The sequence below is a fragment of the Aquimarina mycalae genome, from assembly GCF_029906345.1.
Lineage (GTDB): Bacteria > Bacteroidota > Bacteroidia > Flavobacteriales > Flavobacteriaceae > Aquimarina.
This window is the reverse complement of the sequence record NZ_JARYGY010000001.1, coordinates 859,966-885,830: the sequence shown is the minus strand read 5'-3', so window position 1 is coordinate 885,830 and position 25,865 is coordinate 859,966. Positions and strand designations below refer to the sequence as shown.

The following is a 25,865-nucleotide window of genomic DNA, read 5'->3' as shown; positions in this document are numbered from 1 at the left end:
TATAAACTATGGGACAGAAGACAAATCCAATCGGAAATCGCCTTGGTATCATCAGAGGATGGGAGTCCAACTGGTATGGAGGTAATGACTACGGTGATAAACTTGCCGAAGACGATAAGATTAGAAAGTATGTACACGCACGTTTAGCAAAGGCTAGTGTATCTAGAGTAATCATTGAGCGTACGCTTAAACTTGTAACCGTTACTATCACTACTGCTAGACCTGGTATCATTATCGGTAAAGGTGGGCAAGAGGTAGACAAGTTAAAAGAAGAGCTTAAGAAGATTACTGATAAGGAAGTTCAGATCAATATCTTTGAAATCAAAAGACCAGAACTTGATGCATTTTTAGTTGGATCTAGTGTTGCAAGACAAATAGAGAGTCGTATCTCTTATCGTCGTGCAATCAAGATGGCTATTGCGGCTGCAATGAGAATGAATGCTGAAGGTATTAAGATTCAGATTTCAGGACGTTTGAATGGTGCTGAGATGGCACGTTCAGAGTCTTATAAAGATGGTCGTATTCCATTATCAACATTTAGAGCTGACATAGATTATGCTTTGGTTGAGGCACATACTACTTATGGTAGGTTAGGTGTTAAAGTGTGGATTATGAAAGGCGAAGTATATGGTAAGAGAGAGCTTTCTCCTTTAGTAGGCCTTTCTAAGAAACAAGGAAAAGGAGGCGATAGAGGTTCTGGATCCGGACGAGGTGGAAATAATAAATCACGTCGTAGAAAGTAATTTTTTAAAGTAAATTAACAATGTTACAGCCTAAAAGAACAAAATTCCGTAAGCAACAAAAAGGTCGTATGAAAGGTCTTTCTCAAAGAGGACATACCCTTTCTAACGGAACTTTCGGAATCAAATCATTAGATTCAAATTTTGTTACAGCTAGACAAATAGAAGCAGCTCGTATTTCTGCTACTCGTTATATGAAAAGAGAAGGTTCTCTGTGGATTAAAATTTTCCCAGATAAACCTATTACAAAGAAACCTCTTGAAGTACGTATGGGTAAAGGAAAGGGTGCTGTTGAGTATTGGGCGGCAGTAGTAAAACCAGGTAGAATCTTATTTGAGATCAGTGGTGTACCTTATGATGTAGCTAAAGAAGCATTACGCTTAGCTGCTCAGAAGTTGCCAGTAAAAACTAAGTTTATCGTAGCTAGAGATTATCAAGCTTAATATTAGAAGATTATGAAACAATCACAAGTAAAAGAATCATCTACAGCTGAATTACAAGAGGAACTTGGTAAATATCGAAAAGAATATTCAGATTTAAAAATGGCTCACGCTATGTCTCCATTAGAGAATCCTTTACAATTGCGTAAAGTAAGAAGATCTATAGCAAGAATGGCTACTGAGTTAACTAAAAGAGAATTAAACGGTTAATTCTGCTGAAAGATGGAAAAAAGAAACTTAAGAAAAGAACGTATAGGTGTAGTTACTAGTAATAAAATGCAGAAATCCATTGTGGTTGCTGAAGTTAAGAAAGTAAAACACCCTATGTACGGAAAGTTCGTGTTAAAAACGAAAAAATACGTAGCACACGACGAGAAAAATGACTGCAATATTGGTGATACTGTAAAGATCATGGAAACAAGACCTATGAGTAGAACCAAGTGCTGGAGATTAGTAGAAGTAATTGAAAGAGCGAAGTAATTATGGTACAACAAGAGTCTAGATTAAAAGTAGCAGATAACACAGGTGGTAAAGAAGTTTTAGTTATCCGTGTTTTAGGTGGTACAAAAAGAAGATACGCCTCTGTAGGAGACAAAATAGTTGTCAGCGTTAAAGAAGCAACTCCTAATGGAAACATTAAAAAAGGAGCGGTTTCTACTGCAGTTGTAGTTCGTACCAAAAAAGAAGTGCGCAGACCAGATGGTTCATATATCCGTTTCGATGATAATGCTTGTGTTCTATTGAACCCTGCAGGAGAAATGAGAGGAACTCGTGTTTTTGGTCCTGTTGCAAGAGAACTTCGTGATAAGCAATTCATGAAGATTGTTTCACTAGCGCCAGAAGTGCTTTAATAGTATAGCAAAGATGACAAAGCTAAAAATTAAATCAGGAGATACTGTAAAAGTGATCGCTGGAGACAATAAAGGTCAACAGGGAACAGTGCAAAAAGTATTGAAAGATAAGAACAAGGCAATTGTAGAAGGTGTAAACTTAGTGTCTAAACACCAAAAGCCTAGTGCTGCTAATCCACAAGGTGGTATAGTGAAGCAAGAAGCACCTATTCATATATCTAATTTATCGTTGTTAACCTCTGGAGGTGACACGACAAGAGTTGGGTATAGAGTAGAAGGAGATAAGAAAGTGAGATTTTCTAAAAAATCTAATGAAGTAATATAGTTATGGCTTATATCCCAAGATTAAAACAAGAGTATAAGGACAGAGTTATGTCTACTCTTACAGAAGAATTTAGTTACGGTAATGTAATGGAAGTGCCAAAGCTTAAAAAAATAGTTTTAAGTAGAGGAGTCGGTGCAGCTGTAGCGGATAAAAAGTTAATCGACCATGCAGTGGATGAGTTAACAATGATCACAGGTCAGAAAGCTGTAGCTACTATGTCTAAGAAGGATGTTGCTACTTTCAAATTACGTAAAGGAATGCCAATTGGTGCTAAGGTTACGTTAAGAGGAGAAAGGATGTATGAGTTTTTAGATCGATTGATTACTTCAGCGTTACCACGTGTAAGAGATTTTGGAGGAATCAAAGCTACTGGTTTTGATGGTAGAGGTAATTACTCATTAGGGATTACTGAACAAATAATTTTTCCGGAAATAGATATTGATAAAGTGAATAAAATTTCAGGAATGAATATCACTTTCGAAACGTCTGCAAAAACGGATAAAGAAGCAAAATCATTGTTAACACAACTAGGGTTACCTTTTAAAAAGAATTAATTATGGCTAAAGAATCAATGAAAGCCCGTGAGGTGAAGAGAGCAAAAACTGTTGCTAAATATGCTGAAAAACGTAAAGCTTTAAAAGAAGCTGGAGATTATGATGCATTGCAAAAGTTACCAAGAAATGCTTCTCCTATCCGTAAACATAATCGTTGTAAATTAACAGGAAGACCAAAAGGATATATGCGTCAATTTGGAATATCTCGTGTTACATTTAGAGAGATGGCTAACAAAGGGTTAATTCCAGGAGTAACTAAAGCTAGTTGGTAATAAAAAAGTAAATTAATTGGTCTAAGGTTCGACTATAATAGTGGAAAACCAAGATCATAAATTAAATACAATGAATACAGATCCTATAGCAGATTATTTAACCAGAATTAGAAATGCAAATAGTGCTCAACATAGAGTAGTTGAGATTCCTGCATCAAAGGTTAAAAAAGAGATCACTAAAATATTATTCGACCAAGGATATATTTTAAGTTATAAATTTGAAGATAATACAACACAAGGTAGTATTAAGATCGCTCTTAAATACGATAAATTAACCAAAGAACCTGTAATAAAAGAATTACAAAGAATCAGTAAGCCTGGTTTGCGTAAATATGCAGGATCTAGCGAGGTTCCAAGAATCCTTAATGGATTAGGAATCGCAATCGTTTCTACTTCTCATGGTGTAATGACTGGTAAACAGGCAAGACAAGAGAATGTAGGTGGTGAATTACTTTGTTACGTATACTAACAGTATAAAAGACAAAAGAAATGTCAAGAATAGGAAAAAATCCAGTAACTATTCCGTCTGGTGTCACTGTAGAAGTGACAGGTAATGTTGTTACTGTTAAAGGAAAATTAGGAGAGCTTTCACAAGAGATAGACGCTATCAATGTGAAAGTAGAAGAAGGTCAGGTTGTTCTAGAAAGACCTAGTGAGGCTAAAGATCATAAAGCAAAGCACGGATTATACAGAGCTTTGATTAATAATATGGTAAAAGGCGTTTCTGAAGGTTTTACTAAGGAATTGGAATTGGTAGGAGTAGGTTATAGAGCTTCTAATCAAGGACAAAAATTAGATTTAGCACTAGGTTTCTCTCACAACATTGTTTTAAATGTTGCTCCAGAGGTGAAAGTAGAAACTATTTCTGAAAAAGGTAAAAACCCGATCGTTAAATTAACTTCTTACGATAAACAATTAGTGGGGCAGGTAGCTGCTAAAATTAGAGGCTTCCGTAAGCCAGAACCATACAAAGGTAAAGGAGTTAAATTCGTAGGAGAACAATTAAGAAGAAAAGCAGGTAAATCTGCATAATAACGAAGTTATGGCATTCTCAAAAGATTTAAGAAGATTAAAAATCAGAAAGCGAATCCGCGGTACAGTAAGCGGAACAGAACAACGTCCTAGATTATCTGTTTTTAGAAGTAATAAAGAAATCTATGCGCAAATCATAGATGATGTAACTGGTAAGACTATCGGTGCAGCTTCTTCAAGAGATAAAGACATTGCTTCTGCATCAGGAAGTAAAGCAGAAAAAGCAACCTTGGTAGGAAAAGCTCTTGCTGAAAAAGCTAAAAAGGCAGGTGTAGATACCGTTTCTTTTGATAGAGGTGGGTATTTATATCACGGTAGAGTAAAATCATTGGCTGAAGGAGCTAGAGAAGCAGGACTTAAATTCTAAGAAATTATGTATCAAAAATATAAAAACGCAGAATTAGTAAAACCAAGTGGACTTGAATTAAAAGATCGTTTAGTTGGAGTACAACGTGTTACTAAGGTAACTAAAGGTGGTAGAGCATTTGGATTCTCTGCAATCGTAGTTGTAGGAGATGAAAACGGTGTAGTTGGTCACGGTTTAGGTAAGTCTAAAGAAGTTGCAGAAGCTATTGCAAAAGCAGTAGAAGATGCTAAGAAAAATTTAGTACGTATTCCATTGACAAAAGGAACTTTACCTCACGAACAAAAAGGTAAATATGGTGGAGCAAGAGTATTATTAATGCCTGCTGCAACTGGTACTGGAGTAATTGCGGGTGGAGCTATCCGTGCAGTATTAGAATCTGTAGGAGTTCATGATGTACTTTCTAAGAACCAAGGATCGTCTAACCCACACAATGTGGTGAAAGCAACCTTTGATGCTTTATTGCAGATGCGAAGCGCACAGCAAGTAGCAACTCAGCGTGGTGTTTCACTTGAGAAAGTGTTTAAAGGATAAATATTAGGAACGATGGCAAAGATTAAAATTACTAAAGTAAAAAGCGCGATTAACCGTACGCAGAGACAAAAAAGAACTCTGGAGGCTTTAGGTCTTAAAAAGATCGGTCAGGTTGTTGAGCATGATGACACTCCTAATATCCTTGGGATGGTAAATAAAGTTAAACATTTAGTTTCTGTAGAAACAAATTAATATAAGCACATGGATTTAAGTAACTTAAAACCTGCTGCAGGTTCAGTAAAAAATAACAGTAAGCGATTAGGTCGCGGTCAGGGTTCTGGAAAAGGTGGAACTGCTGCACGTGGTCATAAAGGAGCAAAATCACGTTCTGGATATTCTAGAAAGATCGGTTTTGAAGGAGGTCAAATGCCACTTCAAAGACGTGTACCTAAATTTGGGTTTAAGAATATTAACAGAAAAGAATATCAAGGGATTAACCTTGATACTTTGCAAAAGTTAGTCGATGCTGGAAGTATAACTGATACCGTTGATCTTGACGTGATACTAGGTGCACGTCTTGCAGGAAAAAATGATTTAGTTAAGATACTGGGTAGAGGTGAATTGAAGGCGAAGTTAAAAGTCTCAGCTCACAAATTTACGGCCACAGCAAAAGCTGCTATCGAAGCAGCAGGTGGTGAAGCAGTAACCTTATAATAGACAGTTCATGAAATTTATTGATACAATAAAAAACATTTGGAAAATCGAAGAACTAAAAAATAGAATCTTAGTCACACTAGGATTACTTTTAGTATATCGTTTTGGAGCACAAGTTGTACTACCAGGAGTAGATGCGGCAGAATTGGCTAATCTTGGTACACAAACTCAAGATGGTCTTTTAGGATTACTTAATGCATTTACAGGAGGAGCATTTGCAAATGCTTCCGTATTTGCCTTAGGTATTATGCCTTATATATCAGCCTCTATTGTTGTACAATTAATGGGAATAGCAATTCCTTATCTTCAAAAATTACAAAAAGAAGGAGAAAGTGGGAGAAAGAAGATTAATCAGATAACACGTTGGTTAACTATAGCTATTACCTTGGTTCAAGGACCAGGTTATATCTATAACTTGTTCGCAACACTTCCGCCGGGAGCTTTTGTACTTGAAAACCAAACTGTTTTTGTTGTGTCTTCTGTAATTATCCTAACAACGGGTTGTATTTTTGCAATGTGGTTAGGAGAAAAGATTACTGATAAAGGTATTGGTAATGGTATCTCATTATTGATTATGGTTGGTATTATTGCAACTTTACCTCAATCATTCGTTCAGAACTTTATTTCTAGAACTTCGGGAGAAGGAGGTGATATAATAATGGTGCTGATAGAATTGGTAATATGGTTTGTAATTATTCTCGCATCCGTACTATTGGTTATGGCAGTGCGCCAAATTCCAGTGCAATATGCTAGAAGAACAGCTAGTGGTGGATACGAAAAAAATGTTTTCGGATCGCGACAGTATATACCATTGAAATTAAATGCTTCTGGGGTAATGCCTATTATATTTGCTCAAGCAATTATGTTTATTCCAGCTGCGGTGGCAGGTCTTTCAGAATCTGAAACTTCACAAGGAATAGCGGCAGCATTTAGCGATATTTTCGGATTATGGTATAATTTATTATTTGCATTGTTGATTATCATATTCACATATTTTTATACTGCGATTACAGTTCCTACCAATAAAATGGCAGATGACCTGAAACGTAGTGGCGGTTTTATTCCAGGGATTAGACCAGGAAGTGAGACAGCTGAATATTTGGATAAAATAATGTCACAAATTACTTTGCCAGGATCTGTATTCTTAGCATTGATCGCTATTTTTCCTGCTATTGCAGTAAAACTTCTTGGTGTTCAGCAAGGATGGGCATTGTTTTTTGGAGGAACCTCTCTATTGATTATGGTTGGGGTTGCTATAGATACAATGCAACAGGTAAATTCATATTTGTTGAATAGACATTATGATGGGTTGATGAAAACTGGTAAAAACCGTAAAGCAGTAGCATAATGGCAAAACAACCAGCAATAGAACAAGACGGAAGTATAATTGAGGCATTATCAAATGCAATGTTCCGTGTAGAATTAGAAAATGGTCACGTGGTGACAGCTCATATCTCTGGTAAAATGCGTATGCATTATATCAAATTATTACCAGGTGATAAGGTGAAGTTAGAAATGAGTCCTTATGATTTATCAAAGGCTCGTATAACATATAGATACTAATAATTTTAAGAATATTAGTTAATTAAGATTTTTTACGTACTTTTGCGGGCTGAAAATCTTGTTAACGAGACCTTCTGAAATGCTTAAAAGGTATTTTCAGGAATTAAACACAAAGAGATGAAAGTAAGAGCATCAATAAAAAAGAGAAGTGCCGAGTGCAAGATTGTGCGTAGAAAAGGCCGACTTTACGTAATTAATAAAAAGAATCCTAGATTTAAACAAAGACAAGGGTAATTATGGCAAGAATTGCAGGGGTAGATATACCTAAACAAAAGCGAGGAGTTATAGCATTAACCTATATCTTCGGAATTGGTAGAAGTAGAGCAAAAGAAATTTTGGACACTGCCAAAGTAGATGAAAGTATTAAAGTTTCGGATTGGGATGATGATCAAATTGGTCGCATTCGTGAAGCTGTAGGAGCCTATACCATAGAAGGAGAATTACGTTCTGAAGTACAATTGAATATCAAACGTCTTATGGATATAGGATGTTATAGAGGTATTCGTCACAGAGCTGGTTTACCACTTAGAGGACAACGTACTAAGAACAACTCTAGAACACGTAAAGGAAGAAGAAAAACAGTTGCTAACAAGAAAAAAGCAACTAAATAATAAGTAGTATGGCAAAGTCAACTTCAAAAAAACGTAAAGTAATTGTTGAATCAGTAGGAGAAGCGCACGTAACAGCTTCTTTTAACAACATTATTGTATCGTTAACTAATAAAAAAGGAGACGTTATTTCTTGGTCTTCAGCTGGTAAAATGGGATTTAGAGGTTCTAAAAAGAACACTCCTTATGCTGCACAGTTAGCTGCAGAAGATGCATCTAAGGTTGCAATCGAAGCAGGACTTAAGAAAGTAAAGGTATATGTTAAAGGCCCTGGTAATGGTAGAGAATCTGCAATACGCTCTCTTCATAATTCAGGAATTGAAGTTTCAGAAATTATTGATGTTACTCCAATGCCTCATAACGGATGTCGTCCTCCAAAAAGACGTAGAGTATAATAAATGTATCCCGAAACATGTTTCGGGATCTTTTATACCTAAATAAATATAATAAATAAGTAAGTCAAAAGAGGGATAAAGATTATCGAAGGAAAGAGACCTTAATTCATAACCTCCTCTAAAATTAAATACAAAGTAATGGCAAGATATACTGGTCCTAAAACAAAAATCGCTCGTAAATTTGGTGAAGCGATATTCGGAGATGATAAATCATTCGAAAAAAGAAATTATCCTCCTGGACAACACGGTAATAATAGACGTAGAGGTAAGAAAAGTGAATATGCAATCCAATTAATGGAAAAGCAAAAAGCTAAATATACTTACGGTATTCTAGAACGTCAATTCCGAAATATGTTCGAAAGAGCTACAAGATCACAAGGTATTACAGGTGAAGTTTTACTTCAATTATGTGAATCTCGTTTAGATAACGTAGCTTTTAGAATGGGATTAGCAAATTCTCGTAGAGGAGCTAGACAATTAGTTTCTCATAGACATATAACTGTAAATGGAGAATTGGTTAATATTCCATCGTACCAGTTAAGACCTGGTGATGTTGTAGGAGTTAGAGAAAAATCAAAATCTTTAGAAGTTATCCAAAATTCACTTGCTAATAATAGCAAAGTGTATGAGTGGATTACTTTTAATAATGACACTAAACAAGGTACTTTCGTATCTGTTCCGGCAAGAATTCAGATTCCGGAAAATATCAACGAACAATTCATCGTCGAATTATATTCGAAGTAATAACTCTTAGAAGAAACAATAATATGGCAATATTAAATTTTCAGAAGCCCGATAAAGTTATCATGATCGACTCTAGTGAGTTTGATGGTAAATTTGAATTTAGACCATTAGAACCAGGGTACGGATTAACAGTTGGTAACGCTTTGCGAAGAGTTTTGCTATCTTCTTTAGAGGGATTCGCTATAACTTCCTTAAGAATAGAAGGAGTAGATCATGAGTTTTCTACTATTTCTGGAGTTGTGGAAGATGTAACAGAAATCATATTAAATCTTAAGCAAGTACGTTTTAAGCGTCAGATTGAAGATATAGATAATGAATCAGTTACAATCTCTATTTCTGGTCAGGAACAATTGACTGCTGGTGATTTTCAGAAATTCATTTCAGGTTTTCAAGTTCTTAACCCAGATTTGGTAATCTGTAATATGGATAAAAAGGTTGCACTTAACCTTGAGATTACTATCGAGAAAGGAAGAGGTTATGTTCCTGCAGAAGAAAATAAAAAAGCTAACGCACCAATAGGAACTATTTTTACAGATTCTATATATACGCCTATTAAAAACGTAAAGTATAGTATTGAAAACTATCGTGTAGAACAGAAAACGGATTATGAGAAATTGGTTTTCGAAATTGTAACTGATGGATCTATTCATCCTAAGGATGCATTGACTGAAGCTGCAAAAATCCTGATTCACCATTTCATGTTATTCTCTGATGAGCGTATCACATTAGAAGCTGATGAGATTGCTCAAACAGAAACATATGATGAAGAATCATTACACATGAGACAGTTGTTGAAAACTAAGTTAATCGATATGGATCTTTCTGTAAGAGCATTAAATTGCTTAAAAGCTGCAGAAGTAGATACACTTGGAGACTTAGTATCATATAACAAAAATGATTTAATGAAGTTCCGTAACTTTGGTAAGAAATCTTTAACTGAGCTAGAAGAGCTTGTAAACGTTAAAGGACTTAACTTTGGAATGGATCTTTCTAAATATAAATTAGATAAAGACTAATACATCATATTTTGCTCCTCAAAATGGGTTGAAGCAAGATGATGATTAAATTTAAATGTCATGAGACACGGAAAAAAAGTAAACCACTTAGGTAGAAAGACAGCGCATCGTAAGGCTATGCTTGCTAATATGGCTTGTTCACTTATCGAGCATAAGAGAATAAATACTACTGTAGCAAAAGCAAAAGCTCTTAAACAATTTGTTGAACCGTTAGTAACTAAATCTAAAGAAGATACTACGCACAATCGTCGTATAGTATTTAGTAAATTACGTAATAAATACGCCGTTGCAGAATTGTTTAGAGATGTAGCAGCTAAAGTAGGTGACAGACCTGGAGGATATACAAGAATTATTAAGCTTGGTAATCGTCTTGGAGATAATGCTGATATGGCGATGATAGAGTTAGTGGATTACAATGAGTTATATAACGCAGGTAAGCCAGCTAAGAAGAAATCTACTCGAAGAGGTAGAACTAAGAAAACTGAAGCTGCACCTGTAGTAGAAACTACTAGTTCTGAAGAAGAATAAATGAAAAATGTGAATTACACATAATTAATAAAGGATAAACGTTCATCGTTTATCCTTTTTTTTTGAATAATTAAAAAGTTTTACCCCTTTAAACAGGGAAATTTATTATCAAATAGAATATAGGATGAAATATCAATCTCGAAAAAAAGCAATTGTTTTATTAGCAGACGGTACAATTTTTTATGGGAAAGCAGTAGGAAAAGAAGGAACTGCTTTTGGAGAAGTGTGTTTTAATACTGGAATGACTGGGTATCAGGAGATTTTTACTGACCCGTCATATTATGGACAATTAATGGTTACTACCAATGCTCATATTGGTAATTATGGAACTAATGATGAAGAAGTAGAATCTGATTCTATTAAAATAGCAGGCTTGATTGTTAAAAACTTTAGTTATGAATTTTCTCGTGATCTTGCCGATACTTCTTTACAAGAGTTTTTAGAAAAACATAATTTATTAGCCATTTCAGATGTTGATACTAGAGCATTAGTAAGTTATATAAGAGATAATGGAGCAATGAATGCGTTAATCTCAACAGAGATTGATGATATCGAAAAGTTAAAAAAGCAATTGGCAGATGTTCCTGATATGAATGGTTTAGAATTAGCTTCAAAAGTTTCTACAAAAGAACCATATTTCTTTGGAGATCCTAATGCTACCTATAAGATTTCAGCATTGGATATAGGTGTAAAAAAGAACATACTTCGTAATTTGGCTAAAAGAGATGCTTACATAAAAGTGTTTCCTTATGATACTAGTTTTGAACAGATGAGCGAATGGGGGCCAGATGGTTACTTTTTATCCAATGGGCCTGGTGATCCAGAGCCATTAACTGAGGCAATTGCTACGGCAAAAGAAATTATAACTAGGGATTTACCATTGTTTGGTATTTGTTTAGGACATCAGGTAATCGCATTGGCTAATGGAATTAGTACTTATAAAATGCATCACGGACATAGAGGAATAAATCATCCTGTAAAAAATTTAATTACTGGCAAAGGAGAAATTACATCTCAAAATCATGGATTTGCTATTAATAGAGAAGAAACTGAAAATCATAATGATGTAGAAGTTACTCATATGCATTTAAATGATCATACTGTAGCTGGAATCAAAATGAAAAATAAAAATTGTTTTTCAGTACAATATCATCCAGAAGCAAGTCCTGGACCAAATGATTCAACGTACTTATTTGATCAATTTATAGAAAATATTAGAACACATAAGTAGATCATATAGACTTCTATAATAATTGAAAATAGAAGCTGTTTTTATAAGGCTTTAATCTATAACGTTATAGTTGATAACTTAGTGCTAATAAAGGGGGTTTCGCAATAAATTAAGAACTTTTAGAAGGTGTTAAAATTTACCTGTTTCGTATATTGCGATCAATTAAAATTATCCAACAAAAAAATAAATCAAGAACATGAGTGTAATAATTAATATTCACGCCAGACAAATTTTAGATTCACGTGGTAACCCTACAGTAGAAGTAGACGTGATAACCGAAAATGGTGTTTTAGGAAGAGCAGCAGTTCCATCAGGAGCTTCTACAGGAGAACATGAAGCTGTGGAGTTGCGAGATGGAGGCAATGATTACATGGGTAAAGGAGTGAAAAAGGCAGTAGAAAATGTAAACACAGTAATTGCTGAAGAATTATTAGGGTATTCTGTATTTGATCAAAATTTATTGGATCAAACAATGATTGATTTGGATGGAACTCCTAATAAATCTAAACTAGGTGCTAATGCAATCTTAGGTGTTTCTTTAGCAGCTGCTAAGGCAGCGGCAAACGAGCTTAATATGCCTTTGTATCGTTACGTTGGTGGAGTGAGTGCTAATACACTTCCAGTTCCTATGATGAATATCATTAATGGAGGTTCGCATAGTGATGCTCCGATAGCGTTTCAAGAATTTATGGTAATGCCTGTAAAAGCGAAGAATTTCACACATGCAATGCAAATGGGAACCGAAATTTTTCATAACCTTAAAAAAGTACTTCACGATAGAGGATTGAGTACTGCAGTGGGTGATGAAGGAGGTTTTGCACCTACATTAGACGGTACTGAGGATGCGCTGGATTCTATTGCTTTGGCGGTAGAGAAAGCTGGATATAAATTTGGAGATGAAATCATGGTTGCATTGGATTGTGCAGCTGCTGAGTTTTTTGTAGATGGTAAATATGACTATACTAAATTTGAAGGAGATACTGGTGTAGTTAGAACCAGTGAAGAGCAAGCTGATTATTTGGCAGAATTGGCTTCTAAATATCCAATTGTTTCAATAGAAGATGGTATGGATGAAAATGATTGGGATGGATGGAAATATCTAACTGATAAGGTGGGTGATAAAGTACAACTAGTAGGAGATGACCTATTTGTTACGAACGTAGAGAGATTATCTAGAGGAATTGAAAATGGTATAGCTAATTCAATACTGATAAAGGTAAATCAGATTGGAACACTTACTGAAACGATTGCCGCTGTAAATATGGCACATAATGCTGGTTATACTTCGGTGATGTCGCATAGATCTGGAGAAACAGAGGATAATACAATAGCAGATTTAGCGGTTGCTTTAAATACAGGTCAGATTAAAACAGGTTCTGCCTCTCGTAGTGATAGGATGGCAAAATATAATCAACTACTTCGTATAGAAGAAGAATTAGGGATGGTAGCTTATTACCCAAAAGAAAAAGCTTTTAAAGTAAAGAAATAAATTAATATTTGTAGGAAAAAGCTCACTTGTTAGTGAGCTTTTTTTATTACAAATAGCTAGGTTTTATAGTGATTTTTAATAAATCCTTTACCTTTTGAAGGGATGAAAAGCGTATTTTTTACGTTAAACTGCTGATTTTTAACTTATTTTAACTATTTTCGAAGGCTGAGTTAGTAATTTTTAATACTTTCGCGGAATCAAAACACATTATATGAAGAGACTTTTACTATTGTTCTTCTTACTGGCTTTATCTACTAACATTACTTTCGGTAACGAATTTGTAATAGTAAATGATATTGCAGAAATTTTAAATAATTCTAAGACATCATCTTATAATGATAAGTCAGATGAAGAATTCGAAAAAATAGAAGTGCTTAATGCCACTTTTGATTATACGCCGTCAGAGTTTTGTCAAGGTGATATAGACCCAATTCCTAATGTGACAACTTCTGGAGGAACTTTTACTAGTACCGCAGGATTAGTTTTTGTTAATTCAACTACTGGAATAATTGATCTGGATGCGAGTACTCCAGGAACTTATCCAGTTACTTATACTGTTGCAAGTGGAAGCCCTTTAACTTTTATGCAGAATGTAACGATTCATTCATCAGACCCGACAACAATAACATATAACGCTAGCGGAACAACATCTACAACTCTTTGTACTTCTGGTTCAAGTCCTGCTCCTGTGATTTCAGGTATAATAGGAGGAGAGTTCTCAACTTCATCTACTGGATTAGTTTTTGGAGGAGGAGGAGGATCTGAATTTATTATAGAACCAGTGGAAAGTAAAATGATGTCAACATCTGCTACGGGAGAAATAGATCTTGCTTCCTCTACGCCTGGAACATATGTTATAACTTATACCGCGCCAGGTGGATGTGTTATTACTACGCATACTGTAAAAATTGTAGTAAGCCTTGATCCTAACTTTTCTTATGCTTCTGATAGCTATTGTAGTGATGATATCAATCCTATTGTTCCTATCTTAGATGAGACGATGCCAGAAACTGCTAATCAAGTATTTCTTGCTGGAGCAGGTCTGGCAATGAATGCTTCTACAGGAGTAATAAGTCCTGGATCTTCTACTCCTGGAACATATTTTGTAAATAGATTTGTCACAAATAATTGTCAGGGAGGAACAAGTTCTGCATCTCCACCTTTTATCATAAATATTGTTTCCTCTGGAGATCCTTCTTTCTCTTATGAGAATACATCTTTTTGTGTAACCGATACCAATCCTGTAGCTACGATATCTGGAACTGGAGGAGGAGTTTTTACAAGCACAGATGCTGATTTGGTATTTGCTAATAACACTACAGGTGAGATTAATTTAGCAGCAACACCTGTTGGTACGTATCCAATAGTGTATGAATTATCAGGGACTTGTGCAGCAACAAGTACTCCACAAAATATAACGATTACAGGTGCTGATGCTTCATTTAATTATGCAGCCACAGTATATTGTAGTGCAGATGTGGATCCTTTACCATCTATTACAGGAATTAGTGGAGGAACATTTTCTAATAGTTCTTCTTCTGGACTGTCAATAAACCCAACATCTGGATTGATAGATCTCGACACAAGTACAGTAGGAGCGCATGAGATAACATATACACTTACAGGTGCTTGTACAGTTTCAAGTACTTTTAACCTTACTATTTCTACTTCTGGTACAGCTGAATTTAATTATTCATCTTCTATCTATTGTAAATCAGATGCTAATCCTATTGCAAATATCACAGGAACCACAGGTGGAGTTTTCTCAAGTACAGATATGAATTTAGTGTTTGTTGATGTTAATACTGGAGAGATCGATGTTGTAGCTACTCCTTTAGGGACATACCCTATAGTATATGAAATATCAGGAAGTTGTGGTGCGACAAGCACTCCTCAAAATATTACTGTTACAAATGAAGATGCTTCATTTAGTTATGCGGCTACAGATTATTGTAGTGGTGATATTGATCCATCACCGACAATAACTGGAACCGCTGGTGGAACATTTACGAATAGCTCTACTTCTGGACTGTCTATTGATGCCGCTTCAGGTTTAATTGATTTAGACACAAGTACAGCAGGAGTTCATGAAATAACGTATACGACACCTGGAATCTGTGCAGTTTCAAGTACTTTTGATCTTACTATTGTTACAAGTAGTTCAGGAGATTTTAACTTTCCTGCTTCTGTATTTTGTGCATCGGATAGCAACCCTACTCCAAGTATTTCTGGAACTGGTGGAGGTACATTTAGTAGTACAACAGGTTTAGTTTTTGTCAGTACGAGTACAGGAGAGATCGATTTGTCTGTAAGTACACCTGGAATGTATACCATTGATTATGTGATCGCAGATCCTTGCGGGATAACTATTCAAAAAGATATTACTATTAATAGTGAAAACCCTACACTCTCATTTGAAACTAGTATTGATGATGCTACGTATGTAGCTAATCCTGCTGAAGCAATTGATGTAGAAATAGGAAAACGGTTAGAATTGCGTTTGCCAGAACCTTTTAATGGAACTGTTTCGTGGACAGGTCCTGATTCTTTTTCGGCTGTAGGAACAGAAATCTTAGTATCAAACGATATTCAGTTGATTAACTCTGGCACATACACTGCTAATGTTAGTTTTGATATCGCTTGCGGATCAGCACCAACTACATATAATTTTGATGTAAATGTTCTGAATGATATTGTTCGAGTTTCCCCTAAGGTTTTCTTACAAGGAGCAATGCTAACGAGTGCGGATAATTTTATGAGAGATGATCTTAGAACATTAGGATATTTGCCTAATAATACACCATATAGTGATGGAGCTTCAGTGGATGGAACCATTTTTAACGATGCTGCTTTGGATGAGGATAATATTGTGGATTGGGTACTTGTTGAATTACGTGATGCGACTACCAATACAACAATAATTGATTCTCAATCCGCTTTTGTTCAAAGAGATGGAGATATTGTGGATGTAAATGGAAATCCAGAAGTTACGATGACAGCTACTTCAGGCGGAAGCTATTATGTAGTTATTAAGCATAGAAATCATCTAGGAATAATGACGGATACTCCTGTGATATTGGATGTAGTTACAACAACGTTGGATTTTAGAAACGGTTCGCAACCAACGTTTGGATCTAATGCGCAAACTTCTAATGGAATGCCAGTTGGAACAATAGGTATGTGTACGGGTGATGCTAATCAAGATGGATCAGTTAGTATAATAGGTTCTGGAAATGATAATGGTTTTTTAAGAGATACTATTTTAAATGATCCAGGAAATTTCTTTCAACTTTTTGGTTTTATAGTTTCAGGATATAATAACGCTGATATAAATCTTTCAGGAGGAGTACAATTAATAGGTTCTGGAAATGATGCGGGTATTTTGATAAATAATATTCTAAATCATCCAAATAATTTATTTTTTCAATTATATGGTTTTGTTATAACAGAACAGCTTCCATAATTAGTTTTTTACTTTGAAGTAAGTAAGATTAATTGTAATAAGTATGGATAAAAAAATATTGTTAATAGCGCAATGTTAATGATATATTAAATATTCTAAAACGAGGATTAGTAATAAATCCTCGTTTTTTTATGAATAATTTTAAAGTAATGCTGTAAGGCTAAAATAGATGCTACGATTAATAATATATTAACGCTATATTTTGTAATTTAGCAACCCATATTATAACAGCAAAATTCTAAATAATCACAATGTCAAAAAAAGCTACGTTAGAAATCGACGGTAACAAGTATGAGTTCCCAATCATAGAAGGAACTGAAAATGAATTAGGAATTGATATCAAAGCTCTTAGAGGAGCCACAGGAGGTGTAACAACAATTGATCCAGGATACAAAAATACTGGAAGTTGTGAGAGTGGGATTACTTTTCTAGATGGAGAAAAAGGAATTCTAAGATACCGAGGTTATTCTATCGAAGAATTGGCAGATAAGGCTGATTTCTTGGAAGTAGCATATTTATTGATTTTTGGGGAATTACCAACCGCTGTGCAGTTGGATAAATTTGATAAAGACATAAAAGAAGAATCTCATGTCGATGAAGATATGAAGAGAATTCTTGATGGTTTTCCTAAAAGTGCGCATCCAATGGGAGTTCTTTCTTCATTAACAAGTGCATTGATAGCTTTTAACCCTATGTCGGTAGATGTAGATTCTGAAGAAGCTATGTATAATGCTATTGTAAAGATAATGGCTAAGTTTCCTGTGCTTGCAGCTTGGACTATGAGAAAACGTAAAAGCCTTCCATTAGATTATGGTGATAGCTCATTAGGGTATGTAGAGAATTTACATAAAATGATGTTTTCTAGACCTAATAAAACCTATGAGGCTAATAAAGTTGTTAACGATGCTCTGGATAAGTTACTTATTTTACACGCTGATCATGAGCAGAATTGCTCAACTTCTACGGTAAGAATTGTAGGTTCTTCTCATGCTGGATTATTTGCATCATTATCTGCTGGAATATCTGCTTTATGGGGACCTTTACATGGTGGTGCGAATCAAGCGGTTATCGAAATGCTTGAAGCAATCAAAGCAGATGGTGGAGATACAGCAAAATATATTGATAAAGCAAAAGATAAAAGTGATCCTTTCCGTTTAATGGGATTTGGGCATAGAGTGTATAAAAACTTTGATCCTAGAGCAAAGATTATTAAAAAATCTGCAGAAGAAGTACTAGGAGATTTAGGAATAGAAGATCCTGTTCTGGATATAGCAAAAGGTCTTGCAAAAGTAGCTTTAGAAGATGAATATTTTGTACAAAGAAAATTATATCCTAATGTTGATTTCTATTCTGGAATTATTTACAGAGCATTAGGGATACCAACAGAAATGTTTACTGTAATGTTTGCCCTAGGAAGATTGCCAGGTTGGATTGCTCAATGGAGAGAAATGCGTCTTCGTAAAGAACCTATAGGAAGACCAAGACAAATATATATTGGAGAAAATTACAGAGAATTTAAGTCTGTTGAAAAAAGATAAAAATAAACTGAATAAATAAAAAAAGGTGTTGAAAAATTCAACACCTTTTTTTATGAAATAAATAATACATCTTTTGAATACGTGTCTAATTTCAGAATTTGATAAAAATTTGATATTTTTTTTGAATAAAATTAGCATCCAAACTATCCGTCTTCCTATATTTGTTTGATCACTAAAGTTATATGTTAACTTTAGTTTTATATAAATATTAGACCATTGAAACTACATATTAGAAACGAAACTTCAAGGCTTAGAGCAGTTGTTTTAGGAACAGCTGTAAGTAACGGACCTGTTCCAAAAATTGAAGAGGCTTATGATCCTAAATCTATTGAACATATAAAGGCTGGCACCTATCCGAAAGAAACCGATATGATCAATGAAATGGAGGCTGTAGCTAAAATTTTTGAGAAATATGACGTAAAAGTATATAGGCCAGAAGTTATTGAGAATTATAATCAGATTTTTGCAAGAGATATTGCCTTGGTTATAGAAGATAAGTTTATAAAGTCAAATATACTTCCGGATAGAGAAAAGGAGATTAAAGCTATAGAATATGTTATAGATCAGGTAGATTCTCAAAAAGTATGTAAAGCTCCTTCTGAAGATATACATTTTGAAGGAGGTGATATTATTATTCATAATGACCATATTTTTATAGGTACCTATAAAGGTGAAGATTATAGTGATTGTATCGTGGCTAGAACTAATATGAAAGGAGTTGCTTATATTCAATCACTTTTTCCAAACAAAATAGTAAAGGAGTTTGATTTAAATAAATCAATGGATGATCCTAGAGATAATGCTTTACATCTGGATTGCTGCTTTCAACCAGTAGGTAAAGATAAAGCAATCATTCATAAAGAAGGCTTTAGAAATCTAGACGATTATGAATATTTGGTAAACTTTTTTGGAGAAGAAAACCTATTTCATATTAGTAAAGATGAAATGTATTATATGAATTCTAATGTGTTTTCGATATCAGAAGATATTGTAATTTCTGAAAAGAACTTTATTAGACTAAATACTTGGCTACGTAGTTTAAATATAACAGTAGAAGAAGTTCCTTATGCAGAAATAGCGAAACAAGAAGGACTTTTACGTTGTTCTACGATGCCATTAATAAGAGATTAAACGCTGTCTTACCTTTTATCAGTAATATATAAACAGATGAAACAAGTAACCAATACAATAGTAATGATTCGTCCAGTAAAATTTAGGATGAATGAGCAAACTGCTGTTAATAATTATTATCAGGATGGATCTGGAATTAGTTCTGAAGATGCTAATATAAAAGCGCAAACAGAATTTGATAATTTCATTAAAACATTGAGATCCGTAGGTGTAAACGTAATTGTTATTGACGATGATCCGAAAAATGATACTCCAGATTCAATTTTTCCAAATAATTGGGTTTCTTTTCATGAAAACGGAGATATAGGGTTGTATCCAATGTTTGCTGTGAATAGGCGGAGAGAACGTCGACCAGAAGTATTGGATACTATAGAAAAATCTGGTTTCGAAATTAAAAATGTGATTGATTATACCGAAGCTGAAAAAGATGAAGTTTTTCTGGAAGGAACAGGTAGTCTTGTTTTAGATAGGGTAGGTAGAAAAGCATATTGTGCTTTATCTCCAAGAGCCGATGAAGAATTACTTATTGAATTCTGTGAAGATTTTGAATATACACCAGTTATTTTTACAGCATATCAGAATGTAGGCAAAGAACGACTTGCCATATATCATACAAATGTGATGATGGGAATTGGAGAGACTTTTGCTGTTGTATGTCTGGATTGTGTAGATGATAAAAAAGAAAGAAAAAATCTTTTAAAACATCTAACAAGTGATGGTAAAGAAATTATTGCCATCACAGAAGATCAGGTAAATAATTTTGCTGGTAATATGTTACAGGTGATAGGAGCAGATGAAAAACGGTATTTGGTAATGTCTTCTGCAGCTTACCATAGTCTAACGAACGATCAAATAGAAAAAATAGAAAAGCATTGTGCTATTCTTCACAGTGATCTAGGTACAATTGAAAAATTAGGTGGAGGAAGTGCTAGATGTATGATGGCAGAGATTTTCCTGCCAATGAATTAGTTTTTCTGGTTCTATACTATAGGTAATTGTATGGAGAAATACGCGAAGTAATATCTTTTAACTATTTTTGAATATAATTATAAAGGAAACATATGCTTTCTAAGAAAACGAAATACGGATTAAAAGCATTGACCTATATCGCAAGAAAGCGGTGTGAACATCCTGTATTGATTTCTGAGATAGCCAAAAGCGAAAATATCTCACAGAAGTTTTTAGAAAGTATATTATTAACACTCCGCAAAAATGGCTTTTTAGGATCCAAGAAAGGAAAAGGAGGCGGATACTATTTAATTAAGCAGCCTAAAGAGATCTCTATGGCATCTGTAATTAGGGTATTAGAAGGGCCAATTGCTATGTTGCCTTGTGTGAGTTTGAACTTCTATGAAAAATGTAATGATTGCCCTGATGAAGACGCTTGTACAGTACATAAACTAATGATAGAAGTAAGAGATAATACTTTAAAGGTTCTAGAAAACAAAACTTTAGCAGATTTTACGGATTAAAATTACTTGCTTTAATTCTCTGAAATTCTAATATACTTATAAGGTCCTTGAATTTTACCCCAAACCTGTTTTCCGTTAATGTCATATCCTCTATCCCAGGAAGTGATTCTCTCTTTGCTAATTACAACATTACTTGTGATATAAGACATATTGGTTTTAAAGCTACTTAAACAGGCTCCCTTTTTAGTTTTTCCTTGATAGATAGTAGAAGTTTTCTTTTTAAAATATAAGTCACATCCATCTCTAATTTTAAGACTATCCATAATTAGATCATCAAAAACAGAAAGATCTTTCCAACCATTTATATATTTTTTTTGATTAGGGATTATATAATTAGCGCTACTAATGGTGACACTGTCAATTCTTTTGATATGAATAATTCTTTGATTGTAAACAAAGGAAGGATCCTGCTCTTTATGTAATTCATGATAAAACCAATACCCTGATCTATCTTCCCATATAGGTGTATTGATAAGTGTTATTTTAGAATATCCTGAATCCTGTTCAGCTTGTTTTTTAGAGGAGAATTTACCTGTAAATGCTTCCATAAAATCATACAGCTGCGCATCGTGATTTATTTTAGATTCACAACCTGTAATAATTATAAATAGGAATACAAAAAAGAAAAATCTCGACATATAGTGGTTTTTATAAAAGTACTAATATTTTTACAAAAAGAGTAATTAATCGATAAAATTGACCTTTTCATCTTGTTTTTTACGGTTTTCAAGTAAATTTTACCGAAATATTCTGCTAAGTATAATGTTATAATAAAGAGGTTGTAATATGTTATGATGAATGTAATATGTTTTGGATAATATGATTTTTTTTTGAGATGTAAATGAAGAAAAAAAATGTGTTGATTTTGTAGATTTTTAAAACGGGAAATATATGTAGTATTAATTCTTTTTAGTTTCTGATAATTTGCTGTGCATAATCCTTATAGTGACTAAAAAATATTTTTAGGTTCATAATGTCAATATACAAGATTGATTAACATTTTTCTTTTGTTTTAAGATACGAATTGATTGGGATTGAAGAGGTAGAACATTATATTTCTATTATCTTTGCTGCCTGATTTTTATATCAAATACAATTTATAAAATGACATTACAGCAAACCATTTCAGGACAGGTAAAAGAGGCAATAAAAGAACTATATAGCGCAAATTTGGAATCCGTTGAGTTACAAGGAACTCGTAAAGAATTCGAAGGTGATATTACGGTTGTGGTTTTTCCTATGTTACGAGTAGTAAAGGGTAATCCTGTACAGATAGGAGAAGCTGTAGGAAATTATTTAGTGCAACATGTTGAAGAAATTACTTCATTTAATGTGGTAAAAGGTTTTTTAAATCTTGTGATTGCAGATCAGTATTATTTGGATTTCTTTTCACAAATAAAAGGAGTTGAGCAGTATGGTTTTGTAACTCCAGAGGAAGATGGTAAAGCTGTAATGGTTGAATATTCTTCACCTAATACCAATAAACCGTTGCATTTAGGTCATATAAGAAATAATCTTTTGGGATATGCTGTGGCCGAAATTATTAAAGCTAGTGGTAAAAAAGTATATAAAACTCAGATTATTAATGATCGAGGGATTCATATTTGTAAAAGTATGGTTGCTTGGCAGAAGTTTGGGAATGAAGAAACTCCAGATTCCACAGGTTTAAAAGGAGATAAACTGGTAGGGAACTATTATGTTCGATTCGATCAAGAGTATAAGAAACAAGTGTCAGAATTGATTGCTTCAGGAAAAACAGAAGATGAAGCAAAAAAAGAGGCTCCGATTTTGATTGAAGCTCAAGAAATGCTTAGAAAATGGGAAGCTGGTGATGAAAATGTCGTGAAGCTTTGGAAGACTATGAATGATTGGGTGTATGCTGGCTTTGATCTAACATATAAGACATTAGGTGTTGATTTTGATAGCTATTATTATGAAAGTAACACATACCTTTTAGGAAAAGATAATATTGAAGAAGGACTTACCAAGGGTGTGTTCTTTAAAAAAGAAGATGGATCCGTATGGTGTGATCTAACTGAGGAAGGTTTGGATGAAAAGTTAGTATTGCGTAGTGATGGTACCGCAGTATATATGACTCAGGATATTGGAACCGCAATACAGCGTGTTAAAGATAATCCTGATATCGGCGGTATGATTTATACCGTTGGTAATGAGCAAGATTATCATTTTAAAGTACTTTTTCTTATTCTTAAGAAATTAGGATACGATTGGTCCAAAAATTTACATCATTTAAGCTACGGAATGGTAGATCTACCTAGTGGTAAAATGAAAAGTAGAGAAGGTACCGTAGTCGATGCAGATGATCTTATAGTCGAAATGGCCAAAACAGCTGGAGAAATATCGAAAGAGTTAGGGAAATTAGATGGGTATTCTGAAGAAGAAAAAAATGATGTTTATAAAACTATTGGTTTAGGTGCATTGAAATACTTTATTCTAAAAGTAGATCCAAAGAAGAGAATACTTTTTAATCCATCTGAATCGGTGGATTTTCAAGGAAACACAGGACCTTTTATTCAATATACTTATGCAAGAATTCAAGCGATTTTGCGTAAAGCAGATTTCGATTGGAATAGCCCAGTGAAAAATATCACGTTGGATATTAGAGAAAAGGAACTTATTAAATTATTAGAATTATATCCAGAAATTATTCAGCATGCAGCTCAGGAATTAAGTCCAGCAGTTATTGCTAATTATACTTATGATGTAGTAAAGGCATACAATTCGTTTTTTCAGAATGTATCGATATTTGGAGCTGATTCTGAAACAGAAAAGATTTTTAGAATTCAATTATCTCAGGTTGTTGGTGCCACGATTAAATCAGCCTTTGGATTGTTAGGAGTAAAAGTTCCAGAACGTATGTAGGTTTATGAAGGATTAATTTTAGGCAATGTTATGAAGAAAGTACTACCTTTTCCAAGAGTACTTTTGATGCCTAAAATCCCTCGATTAAGAGTGATTAATTCGTTACAAATTTTTAAACCTAATCCAGTACCTGTTTCATCACTGGTTCCTTTGGTTGAGAAAGTGTCTTCAGAGAAAAGCTTGGTTAAGTTCTCTTCGGATATTCCTACTCCAGTATCTTTAAAACAGATTTTTATATAATCCTTTTCTAGCTCTTCTTTATATATTGTGATTGTATCACCAGAATTACAAAATTTAATAGCATTTGCGATTAAATTTTGTGTTACAATAGTACACATATCCTTATCTGCAAATACATTGGTGGTATCCGTTAAATTATTAATCAGCTGAATCCCTTTTTGAGATGCTCTTGATTCAAAGAATCTAAATTTGTCTTTTATGATTTCGGTAAAATCAATAGTAACAGGATTGGCTTTAAGTTTATTCATTTGGGACTTTGACCAATTTAAAAGATTAGATAGCAGAATAGTGGTTTGATGGGTGCTATCAGAAAGTAAAGGTATAATTTCCTTAAATTCCTTTTCAGAAATTATGTCATTTTCTAATAAGTTAAGTGTATTGTTTAACCCATGTATTTCGTTTTTTAGGTCATGAGATACTATAGAAAATAATTTGTTTTTTACTTGATTAGATTCATTAAGCTCATTAATATATTTAGCTCTTTCTAATCTACTTTTAATAATGAAAATAATAAAAATCATTGCCACGATAAAAGCGACAATTGCGACATAAGTGTATATCTTTTGTTTTATAAGCTTTTCATTTGTCTCTTGTTCATTGGATCTTTGAACTTCCAGTACTTTTTGTTGTTTACGTTCATTTTCTATTTTTTGTTGAGTAATAGAAACGTTTTTTCTTTTTTCTGCTTCTGATTCTTCATTAAGTAGAGTTTGATGTTTCTTTTGCCATTCAAATGCATTAGCAAAATCCCCTCTAGCAGAATCCAGCTGAGCTGTATATTTATAATTAGCAAGTAATTGACTCACAGAATTGAGTTCTTTGGCCTTTAACCTGCTTTCGGTAAGATGTTTTTCAGCTTCGTCTAAATTTCCTGTTTTGATTGCTATTAAAGCGAGTGCATGCTTTGTGGTTACTAATCTTCGTTTATATTCTACTTTACCTCCAACAAACATAGACGCTTCAAAATATTCTTTTGCTCTGGTATATTTTTTTTGGTCAAGATATATTCTTCCTAAAGCATTATAAGTTCCAGAGATACTTCTGCTGTCCTTTTGTAGTTTGTTTTCTTCAAGAGCTTCATTTAACATTGTAATCGCCGAATCTATTTCACGGGTGTCAATATATATTAACGCAAGGTTGTTTAATGTAGCTCCTAGGTTTTTAAGTTTATTTTTGCGCTTAATACTAATAGATTTTTTATAATACTTTTTTGCAGGGTTAGGTTGTTTTAGTGCGTGGTATACATTACCAATATTGTTAAAAGTATCTGCTAAGCTGATACTGTCATTAAGCTTTTCATAGTATATATTGGCTTTTAATAAGTGGTTTATGCTTTTTTCTAAATTGCCAAGGCGATGTTCAATAATTGACTTGTTATTGTTCGTTACAGCAACACCCCTATTGTATTTAGCTAGCTCAAAATAATGTTCTGCTTGATCATACGATTGCATAGCTGTGAACGATTGATCAGTTATATTATAAATATTGGCTTTCTCAATATATACTCTTCCAGTTCCCTTATTATATGTTATAGATTTAGATATATCAATAAATGTGTTACAATATTTAAGGCCTTCGTCATATTGTTCATCCAGACTCAGTTCATAGATTAAATCTGTTGCAAGATCAATGTTAGAAGAATCTGAAATGGAGGTTGTAATATGAATTAGGCTGTCTAATTTTTGTTGTTGAGAAAAACTATTATTACTTAAGAATAGTAATAATAGTATAATGTAAGCGTAAGAGTGTTTCATAAATTACATTTTAGGGCACTTTTAAATTACTACATTTTTTTATT

The 25,865-nt window shown here is 33.8% G+C and carries 32 protein-coding genes; 30 read left to right on the top strand and 2 right to left on the bottom strand.

Annotation, left to right across the window (positions count from 1 at the left end; all coding sequences use genetic code 11):
- Positions 1-8: 8 nt before the first annotated feature.
- From rpsC to QBK95_RS03805, 29 genes are all read left to right on the top strand, one after another.
- Positions 9-743, top strand: coding sequence for a 30S ribosomal protein S3 (gene rpsC, locus QBK95_RS03945; protein WP_280930779.1), 735 nt, complete (start codon positions 9-11; stop codon positions 741-743).
- Between the two features lie 20 nt (positions 744-763).
- Entirely contained in the window at positions 764-1,183 is a 420-nt protein-coding gene (rplP, locus tag QBK95_RS03940; RefSeq protein ID WP_280930777.1) for a 50S ribosomal protein L16, read from the top strand.
- Between the two features lie 12 nt (positions 1,184-1,195).
- Positions 1,196-1,390, top strand: coding sequence for a 50S ribosomal protein L29 (rpmC, locus tag QBK95_RS03935; protein ID WP_118387126.1), 195 nt, complete (start codon positions 1,196-1,198; stop codon positions 1,388-1,390).
- Positions 1,391-1,402: 12 nt separating this feature from the next.
- Complete coding sequence (gene rpsQ, locus QBK95_RS03930; protein WP_027392544.1) at positions 1,403-1,660, top strand: 30S ribosomal protein S17; 258 nt, start codon at positions 1,403-1,405, stop codon at positions 1,658-1,660.
- A 2-nt stretch (positions 1,661-1,662) separates the two neighbouring features.
- Positions 1,663-2,031, top strand: coding sequence for a 50S ribosomal protein L14 (rplN, locus tag QBK95_RS03925; RefSeq protein WP_027392543.1), 369 nt, complete (start codon positions 1,663-1,665; stop codon positions 2,029-2,031).
- Between the two features lie 13 nt (positions 2,032-2,044).
- Positions 2,045-2,356, top strand: a complete 312-nt coding sequence (rplX, locus tag QBK95_RS03920; RefSeq protein WP_280930773.1) for a 50S ribosomal protein L24 — start codon at positions 2,045-2,047, stop codon at positions 2,354-2,356.
- Positions 2,357-2,358: 2 nt separating this feature from the next.
- The gene (rplE, locus tag QBK95_RS03915; RefSeq protein ID WP_280930771.1) at positions 2,359-2,910 is read left to right on the top strand and encodes a 50S ribosomal protein L5; all 552 of its coding nucleotides are present in this window, start codon (positions 2,359-2,361) and stop codon (positions 2,908-2,910) included.
- A 2-nt stretch (positions 2,911-2,912) separates the two neighbouring features.
- On the top strand, positions 2,913-3,182 hold the full coding sequence (gene rpsN / locus QBK95_RS03910) for a 30S ribosomal protein S14 (protein ID WP_280930769.1): 270 nt from the start codon (positions 2,913-2,915) through the stop codon (positions 3,180-3,182).
- Between the two features lie 70 nt (positions 3,183-3,252).
- A complete protein-coding gene (rpsH, locus tag QBK95_RS03905) occupies positions 3,253-3,651 on the top strand; it encodes a 30S ribosomal protein S8 (RefSeq protein ID WP_280930767.1) in 399 nt (132 codons plus the stop codon).
- A gap of 20 nt (positions 3,652-3,671) precedes the next feature.
- On the top strand, positions 3,672-4,214 hold the full coding sequence (gene rplF, locus QBK95_RS03900; RefSeq protein WP_280930765.1) for a 50S ribosomal protein L6: 543 nt from the start codon (positions 3,672-3,674) through the stop codon (positions 4,212-4,214).
- A 10-nt stretch (positions 4,215-4,224) separates the two neighbouring features.
- Positions 4,225-4,581, top strand: coding sequence for a 50S ribosomal protein L18 (rplR, locus tag QBK95_RS03895; RefSeq protein ID WP_280930763.1), 357 nt, complete (start codon positions 4,225-4,227; stop codon positions 4,579-4,581).
- Between the two features lie 6 nt (positions 4,582-4,587).
- The gene (rpsE, locus tag QBK95_RS03890) at positions 4,588-5,112 is read left to right on the top strand and encodes a 30S ribosomal protein S5 (RefSeq protein WP_280930761.1); all 525 of its coding nucleotides are present in this window, start codon (positions 4,588-4,590) and stop codon (positions 5,110-5,112) included.
- 12 nt (positions 5,113-5,124) lie between these two features.
- Positions 5,125-5,304, top strand: coding sequence for a 50S ribosomal protein L30 (gene rpmD / locus QBK95_RS03885; RefSeq protein WP_280930759.1), 180 nt, complete (start codon positions 5,125-5,127; stop codon positions 5,302-5,304).
- Positions 5,305-5,313: 9 nt separating this feature from the next.
- A complete protein-coding gene (gene rplO, locus QBK95_RS03880; RefSeq protein ID WP_280930757.1) occupies positions 5,314-5,766 on the top strand; it encodes a 50S ribosomal protein L15 in 453 nt (150 codons plus the stop codon).
- Between the two features lie 10 nt (positions 5,767-5,776).
- Positions 5,777-7,114 (top strand): preprotein translocase subunit SecY, encoded by a 1,338-nt coding sequence (secY, locus tag QBK95_RS03875; protein ID WP_280930755.1) that lies wholly within the window; start codon positions 5,777-5,779, stop codon positions 7,112-7,114.
- Positions 7,114-7,329, top strand: a complete 216-nt coding sequence (gene infA, locus QBK95_RS03870; RefSeq protein ID WP_010181908.1) for a translation initiation factor IF-1 — start codon at positions 7,114-7,116, stop codon at positions 7,327-7,329. The genes secY and infA overlap by 1 nt, the downstream gene beginning before the upstream one ends.
- A gap of 117 nt (positions 7,330-7,446) precedes the next feature.
- The gene (gene ykgO, locus QBK95_RS03865) at positions 7,447-7,563 is read left to right on the top strand and encodes a type B 50S ribosomal protein L36 (RefSeq protein ID WP_013621733.1); all 117 of its coding nucleotides are present in this window, start codon (positions 7,447-7,449) and stop codon (positions 7,561-7,563) included.
- Positions 7,564-7,565: 2 nt separating this feature from the next.
- Positions 7,566-7,940, top strand: a complete 375-nt coding sequence (gene rpsM, locus QBK95_RS03860; RefSeq protein WP_211075685.1) for a 30S ribosomal protein S13 — start codon at positions 7,566-7,568, stop codon at positions 7,938-7,940.
- A gap of 8 nt (positions 7,941-7,948) precedes the next feature.
- Positions 7,949-8,332, top strand: a complete 384-nt coding sequence (gene rpsK, locus QBK95_RS03855) for a 30S ribosomal protein S11 (protein WP_091411316.1) — start codon at positions 7,949-7,951, stop codon at positions 8,330-8,332.
- A 138-nt stretch (positions 8,333-8,470) separates the two neighbouring features.
- Complete coding sequence (gene rpsD, locus QBK95_RS03850; RefSeq protein ID WP_280930732.1) at positions 8,471-9,076, top strand: 30S ribosomal protein S4; 606 nt, start codon at positions 8,471-8,473, stop codon at positions 9,074-9,076.
- 23 nt (positions 9,077-9,099) lie between these two features.
- Positions 9,100-10,092 carry a DNA-directed RNA polymerase subunit alpha gene (locus QBK95_RS03845; RefSeq protein WP_027392530.1) on the top strand — a complete coding sequence of 331 codons (993 nt, stop codon included), beginning with the start codon at positions 9,100-9,102 and terminating at the stop codon, positions 10,090-10,092.
- Between the two features lie 60 nt (positions 10,093-10,152).
- Positions 10,153-10,620, top strand: coding sequence for a 50S ribosomal protein L17 (gene rplQ / locus QBK95_RS03840; RefSeq protein WP_280930728.1), 468 nt, complete (start codon positions 10,153-10,155; stop codon positions 10,618-10,620).
- A gap of 124 nt (positions 10,621-10,744) precedes the next feature.
- Positions 10,745-11,851 (top strand): glutamine-hydrolyzing carbamoyl-phosphate synthase small subunit, encoded by a 1,107-nt coding sequence (gene carA / locus QBK95_RS03835; protein ID WP_280930726.1) that lies wholly within the window; start codon positions 10,745-10,747, stop codon positions 11,849-11,851.
- Between the two features lie 196 nt (positions 11,852-12,047).
- On the top strand, positions 12,048-13,340 hold the full coding sequence (gene eno / locus QBK95_RS03830) for a phosphopyruvate hydratase (RefSeq protein ID WP_280930724.1): 1,293 nt from the start codon (positions 12,048-12,050) through the stop codon (positions 13,338-13,340).
- Between the two features lie 211 nt (positions 13,341-13,551).
- On the top strand, positions 13,552-16,803 hold the full coding sequence (locus tag QBK95_RS03825; protein ID WP_280930722.1) for an aldose epimerase family protein: 3,252 nt from the start codon (positions 13,552-13,554) through the stop codon (positions 16,801-16,803).
- Between the two features lie 251 nt (positions 16,804-17,054).
- On the top strand, positions 17,055-18,341 hold the full coding sequence (locus QBK95_RS03820; RefSeq protein WP_280930721.1) for a citrate synthase: 1,287 nt from the start codon (positions 17,055-17,057) through the stop codon (positions 18,339-18,341).
- Between the two features lie 216 nt (positions 18,342-18,557).
- Positions 18,558-19,472: a dimethylarginine dimethylaminohydrolase family protein gene (locus QBK95_RS03815; protein ID WP_280930719.1), complete on the top strand. Its 915-nt coding sequence runs from the start codon at positions 18,558-18,560 to the stop codon at positions 19,470-19,472.
- A gap of 36 nt (positions 19,473-19,508) precedes the next feature.
- The gene (ctlX, locus tag QBK95_RS03810) at positions 19,509-20,441 is read left to right on the top strand and encodes a citrulline utilization hydrolase CtlX (RefSeq protein ID WP_280930717.1); all 933 of its coding nucleotides are present in this window, start codon (positions 19,509-19,511) and stop codon (positions 20,439-20,441) included.
- 92 nt (positions 20,442-20,533) lie between these two features.
- Positions 20,534-20,944 (top strand): RrF2 family transcriptional regulator, encoded by a 411-nt coding sequence (locus QBK95_RS03805; RefSeq protein WP_280930715.1) that lies wholly within the window; start codon positions 20,534-20,536, stop codon positions 20,942-20,944.
- Between the two features lie 11 nt (positions 20,945-20,955).
- On the opposite strand, the gene QBK95_RS03800 is transcribed toward QBK95_RS03805, so the two are convergent.
- The gene (locus QBK95_RS03800; protein WP_280930713.1) at positions 20,956-21,582 is read right to left on the bottom strand and encodes a chromophore lyase CpcT/CpeT; all 627 of its coding nucleotides are present in this window, start codon (positions 21,580-21,582) and stop codon (positions 20,956-20,958) included.
- Positions 21,583-22,048: 466 nt separating this feature from the next.
- On the opposite strand from QBK95_RS03800, the gene argS reads away from it, so the two are divergent.
- Positions 22,049-23,827, top strand: a complete 1,779-nt coding sequence (gene argS / locus QBK95_RS03795) for an arginine--tRNA ligase (RefSeq protein ID WP_280930711.1) — start codon at positions 22,049-22,051, stop codon at positions 23,825-23,827.
- Positions 23,828-23,829: 2 nt separating this feature from the next.
- Here the strand turns inward: argS and QBK95_RS03790 are convergent, their stop codons facing one another.
- Positions 23,830-25,821, bottom strand: a complete 1,992-nt coding sequence (locus QBK95_RS03790) for an ATP-binding protein (protein WP_280930710.1) — start codon at positions 25,819-25,821, stop codon at positions 23,830-23,832.
- Positions 25,822-25,865: the final 44 nt, after the last annotated feature.

Bases quoted from the DNA above. Each gene is read 5' to 3' on its own strand.
- rpsC (WP_280930779.1), top strand. From the start codon at position 9: ATGGGACAGAAGACAAATCCAATCGGAAATCGCCTTGGTATCATCAGA.
- rplP (WP_280930777.1), top strand. From the start codon at position 764: ATGTTACAGCCTAAAAGAACAAAATTCCGTAAGCAACAAAAAGGTCGT.
- rpmC (WP_118387126.1), top strand. From the start codon at position 1,196: ATGAAACAATCACAAGTAAAAGAATCATCTACAGCTGAATTACAAGAG.
- rpsQ (WP_027392544.1), top strand. From the start codon at position 1,403: ATGGAAAAAAGAAACTTAAGAAAAGAACGTATAGGTGTAGTTACTAGT.
- rplN (WP_027392543.1), top strand. From the start codon at position 1,663: ATGGTACAACAAGAGTCTAGATTAAAAGTAGCAGATAACACAGGTGGT.
- rplX (WP_280930773.1), top strand. From the start codon at position 2,045: ATGACAAAGCTAAAAATTAAATCAGGAGATACTGTAAAAGTGATCGCT.
- rplE (WP_280930771.1), top strand. From the start codon at position 2,359: ATGGCTTATATCCCAAGATTAAAACAAGAGTATAAGGACAGAGTTATG.
- rpsN (WP_280930769.1), top strand. From the start codon at position 2,913: ATGGCTAAAGAATCAATGAAAGCCCGTGAGGTGAAGAGAGCAAAAACT.
- rpsH (WP_280930767.1), top strand. From the start codon at position 3,253: ATGAATACAGATCCTATAGCAGATTATTTAACCAGAATTAGAAATGCA.
- rplF (WP_280930765.1), top strand. From the start codon at position 3,672: ATGTCAAGAATAGGAAAAAATCCAGTAACTATTCCGTCTGGTGTCACT.
- rplR (WP_280930763.1), top strand. From the start codon at position 4,225: ATGGCATTCTCAAAAGATTTAAGAAGATTAAAAATCAGAAAGCGAATC.
- rpsE (WP_280930761.1), top strand. From the start codon at position 4,588: ATGTATCAAAAATATAAAAACGCAGAATTAGTAAAACCAAGTGGACTT.
- rpmD (WP_280930759.1), top strand. From the start codon at position 5,125: ATGGCAAAGATTAAAATTACTAAAGTAAAAAGCGCGATTAACCGTACG.
- rplO (WP_280930757.1), top strand. From the start codon at position 5,314: ATGGATTTAAGTAACTTAAAACCTGCTGCAGGTTCAGTAAAAAATAAC.
- secY (WP_280930755.1), top strand. From the start codon at position 5,777: ATGAAATTTATTGATACAATAAAAAACATTTGGAAAATCGAAGAACTA.
- infA (WP_010181908.1), top strand. From the start codon at position 7,114: ATGGCAAAACAACCAGCAATAGAACAAGACGGAAGTATAATTGAGGCA.
- ykgO (WP_013621733.1), top strand. From the start codon at position 7,447: ATGAAAGTAAGAGCATCAATAAAAAAGAGAAGTGCCGAGTGCAAGATT.
- rpsM (WP_211075685.1), top strand. From the start codon at position 7,566: ATGGCAAGAATTGCAGGGGTAGATATACCTAAACAAAAGCGAGGAGTT.
- rpsK (WP_091411316.1), top strand. From the start codon at position 7,949: ATGGCAAAGTCAACTTCAAAAAAACGTAAAGTAATTGTTGAATCAGTA.
- rpsD (WP_280930732.1), top strand. From the start codon at position 8,471: ATGGCAAGATATACTGGTCCTAAAACAAAAATCGCTCGTAAATTTGGT.
- QBK95_RS03845 (WP_027392530.1), top strand. From the start codon at position 9,100: ATGGCAATATTAAATTTTCAGAAGCCCGATAAAGTTATCATGATCGAC.
- rplQ (WP_280930728.1), top strand. From the start codon at position 10,153: ATGAGACACGGAAAAAAAGTAAACCACTTAGGTAGAAAGACAGCGCAT.
- carA (WP_280930726.1), top strand. From the start codon at position 10,745: ATGAAATATCAATCTCGAAAAAAAGCAATTGTTTTATTAGCAGACGGT.
- eno (WP_280930724.1), top strand. From the start codon at position 12,048: ATGAGTGTAATAATTAATATTCACGCCAGACAAATTTTAGATTCACGT.
- QBK95_RS03825 (WP_280930722.1), top strand. From the start codon at position 13,552: ATGAAGAGACTTTTACTATTGTTCTTCTTACTGGCTTTATCTACTAAC.
- QBK95_RS03820 (WP_280930721.1), top strand. From the start codon at position 17,055: ATGTCAAAAAAAGCTACGTTAGAAATCGACGGTAACAAGTATGAGTTC.
- ctlX (WP_280930717.1), top strand. From the start codon at position 19,509: ATGAAACAAGTAACCAATACAATAGTAATGATTCGTCCAGTAAAATTT.
- QBK95_RS03805 (WP_280930715.1), top strand. From the start codon at position 20,534: ATGCTTTCTAAGAAAACGAAATACGGATTAAAAGCATTGACCTATATC.
- QBK95_RS03800 (WP_280930713.1), bottom strand. From the start codon at position 21,582: ATGTCGAGATTTTTCTTTTTTGTATTCCTATTTATAATTATTACAGGT.
- argS (WP_280930711.1), top strand. From the start codon at position 22,049: ATGACATTACAGCAAACCATTTCAGGACAGGTAAAAGAGGCAATAAAA.
- QBK95_RS03790 (WP_280930710.1), bottom strand. From the start codon at position 25,821: ATGAAACACTCTTACGCTTACATTATACTATTATTACTATTCTTAAGT.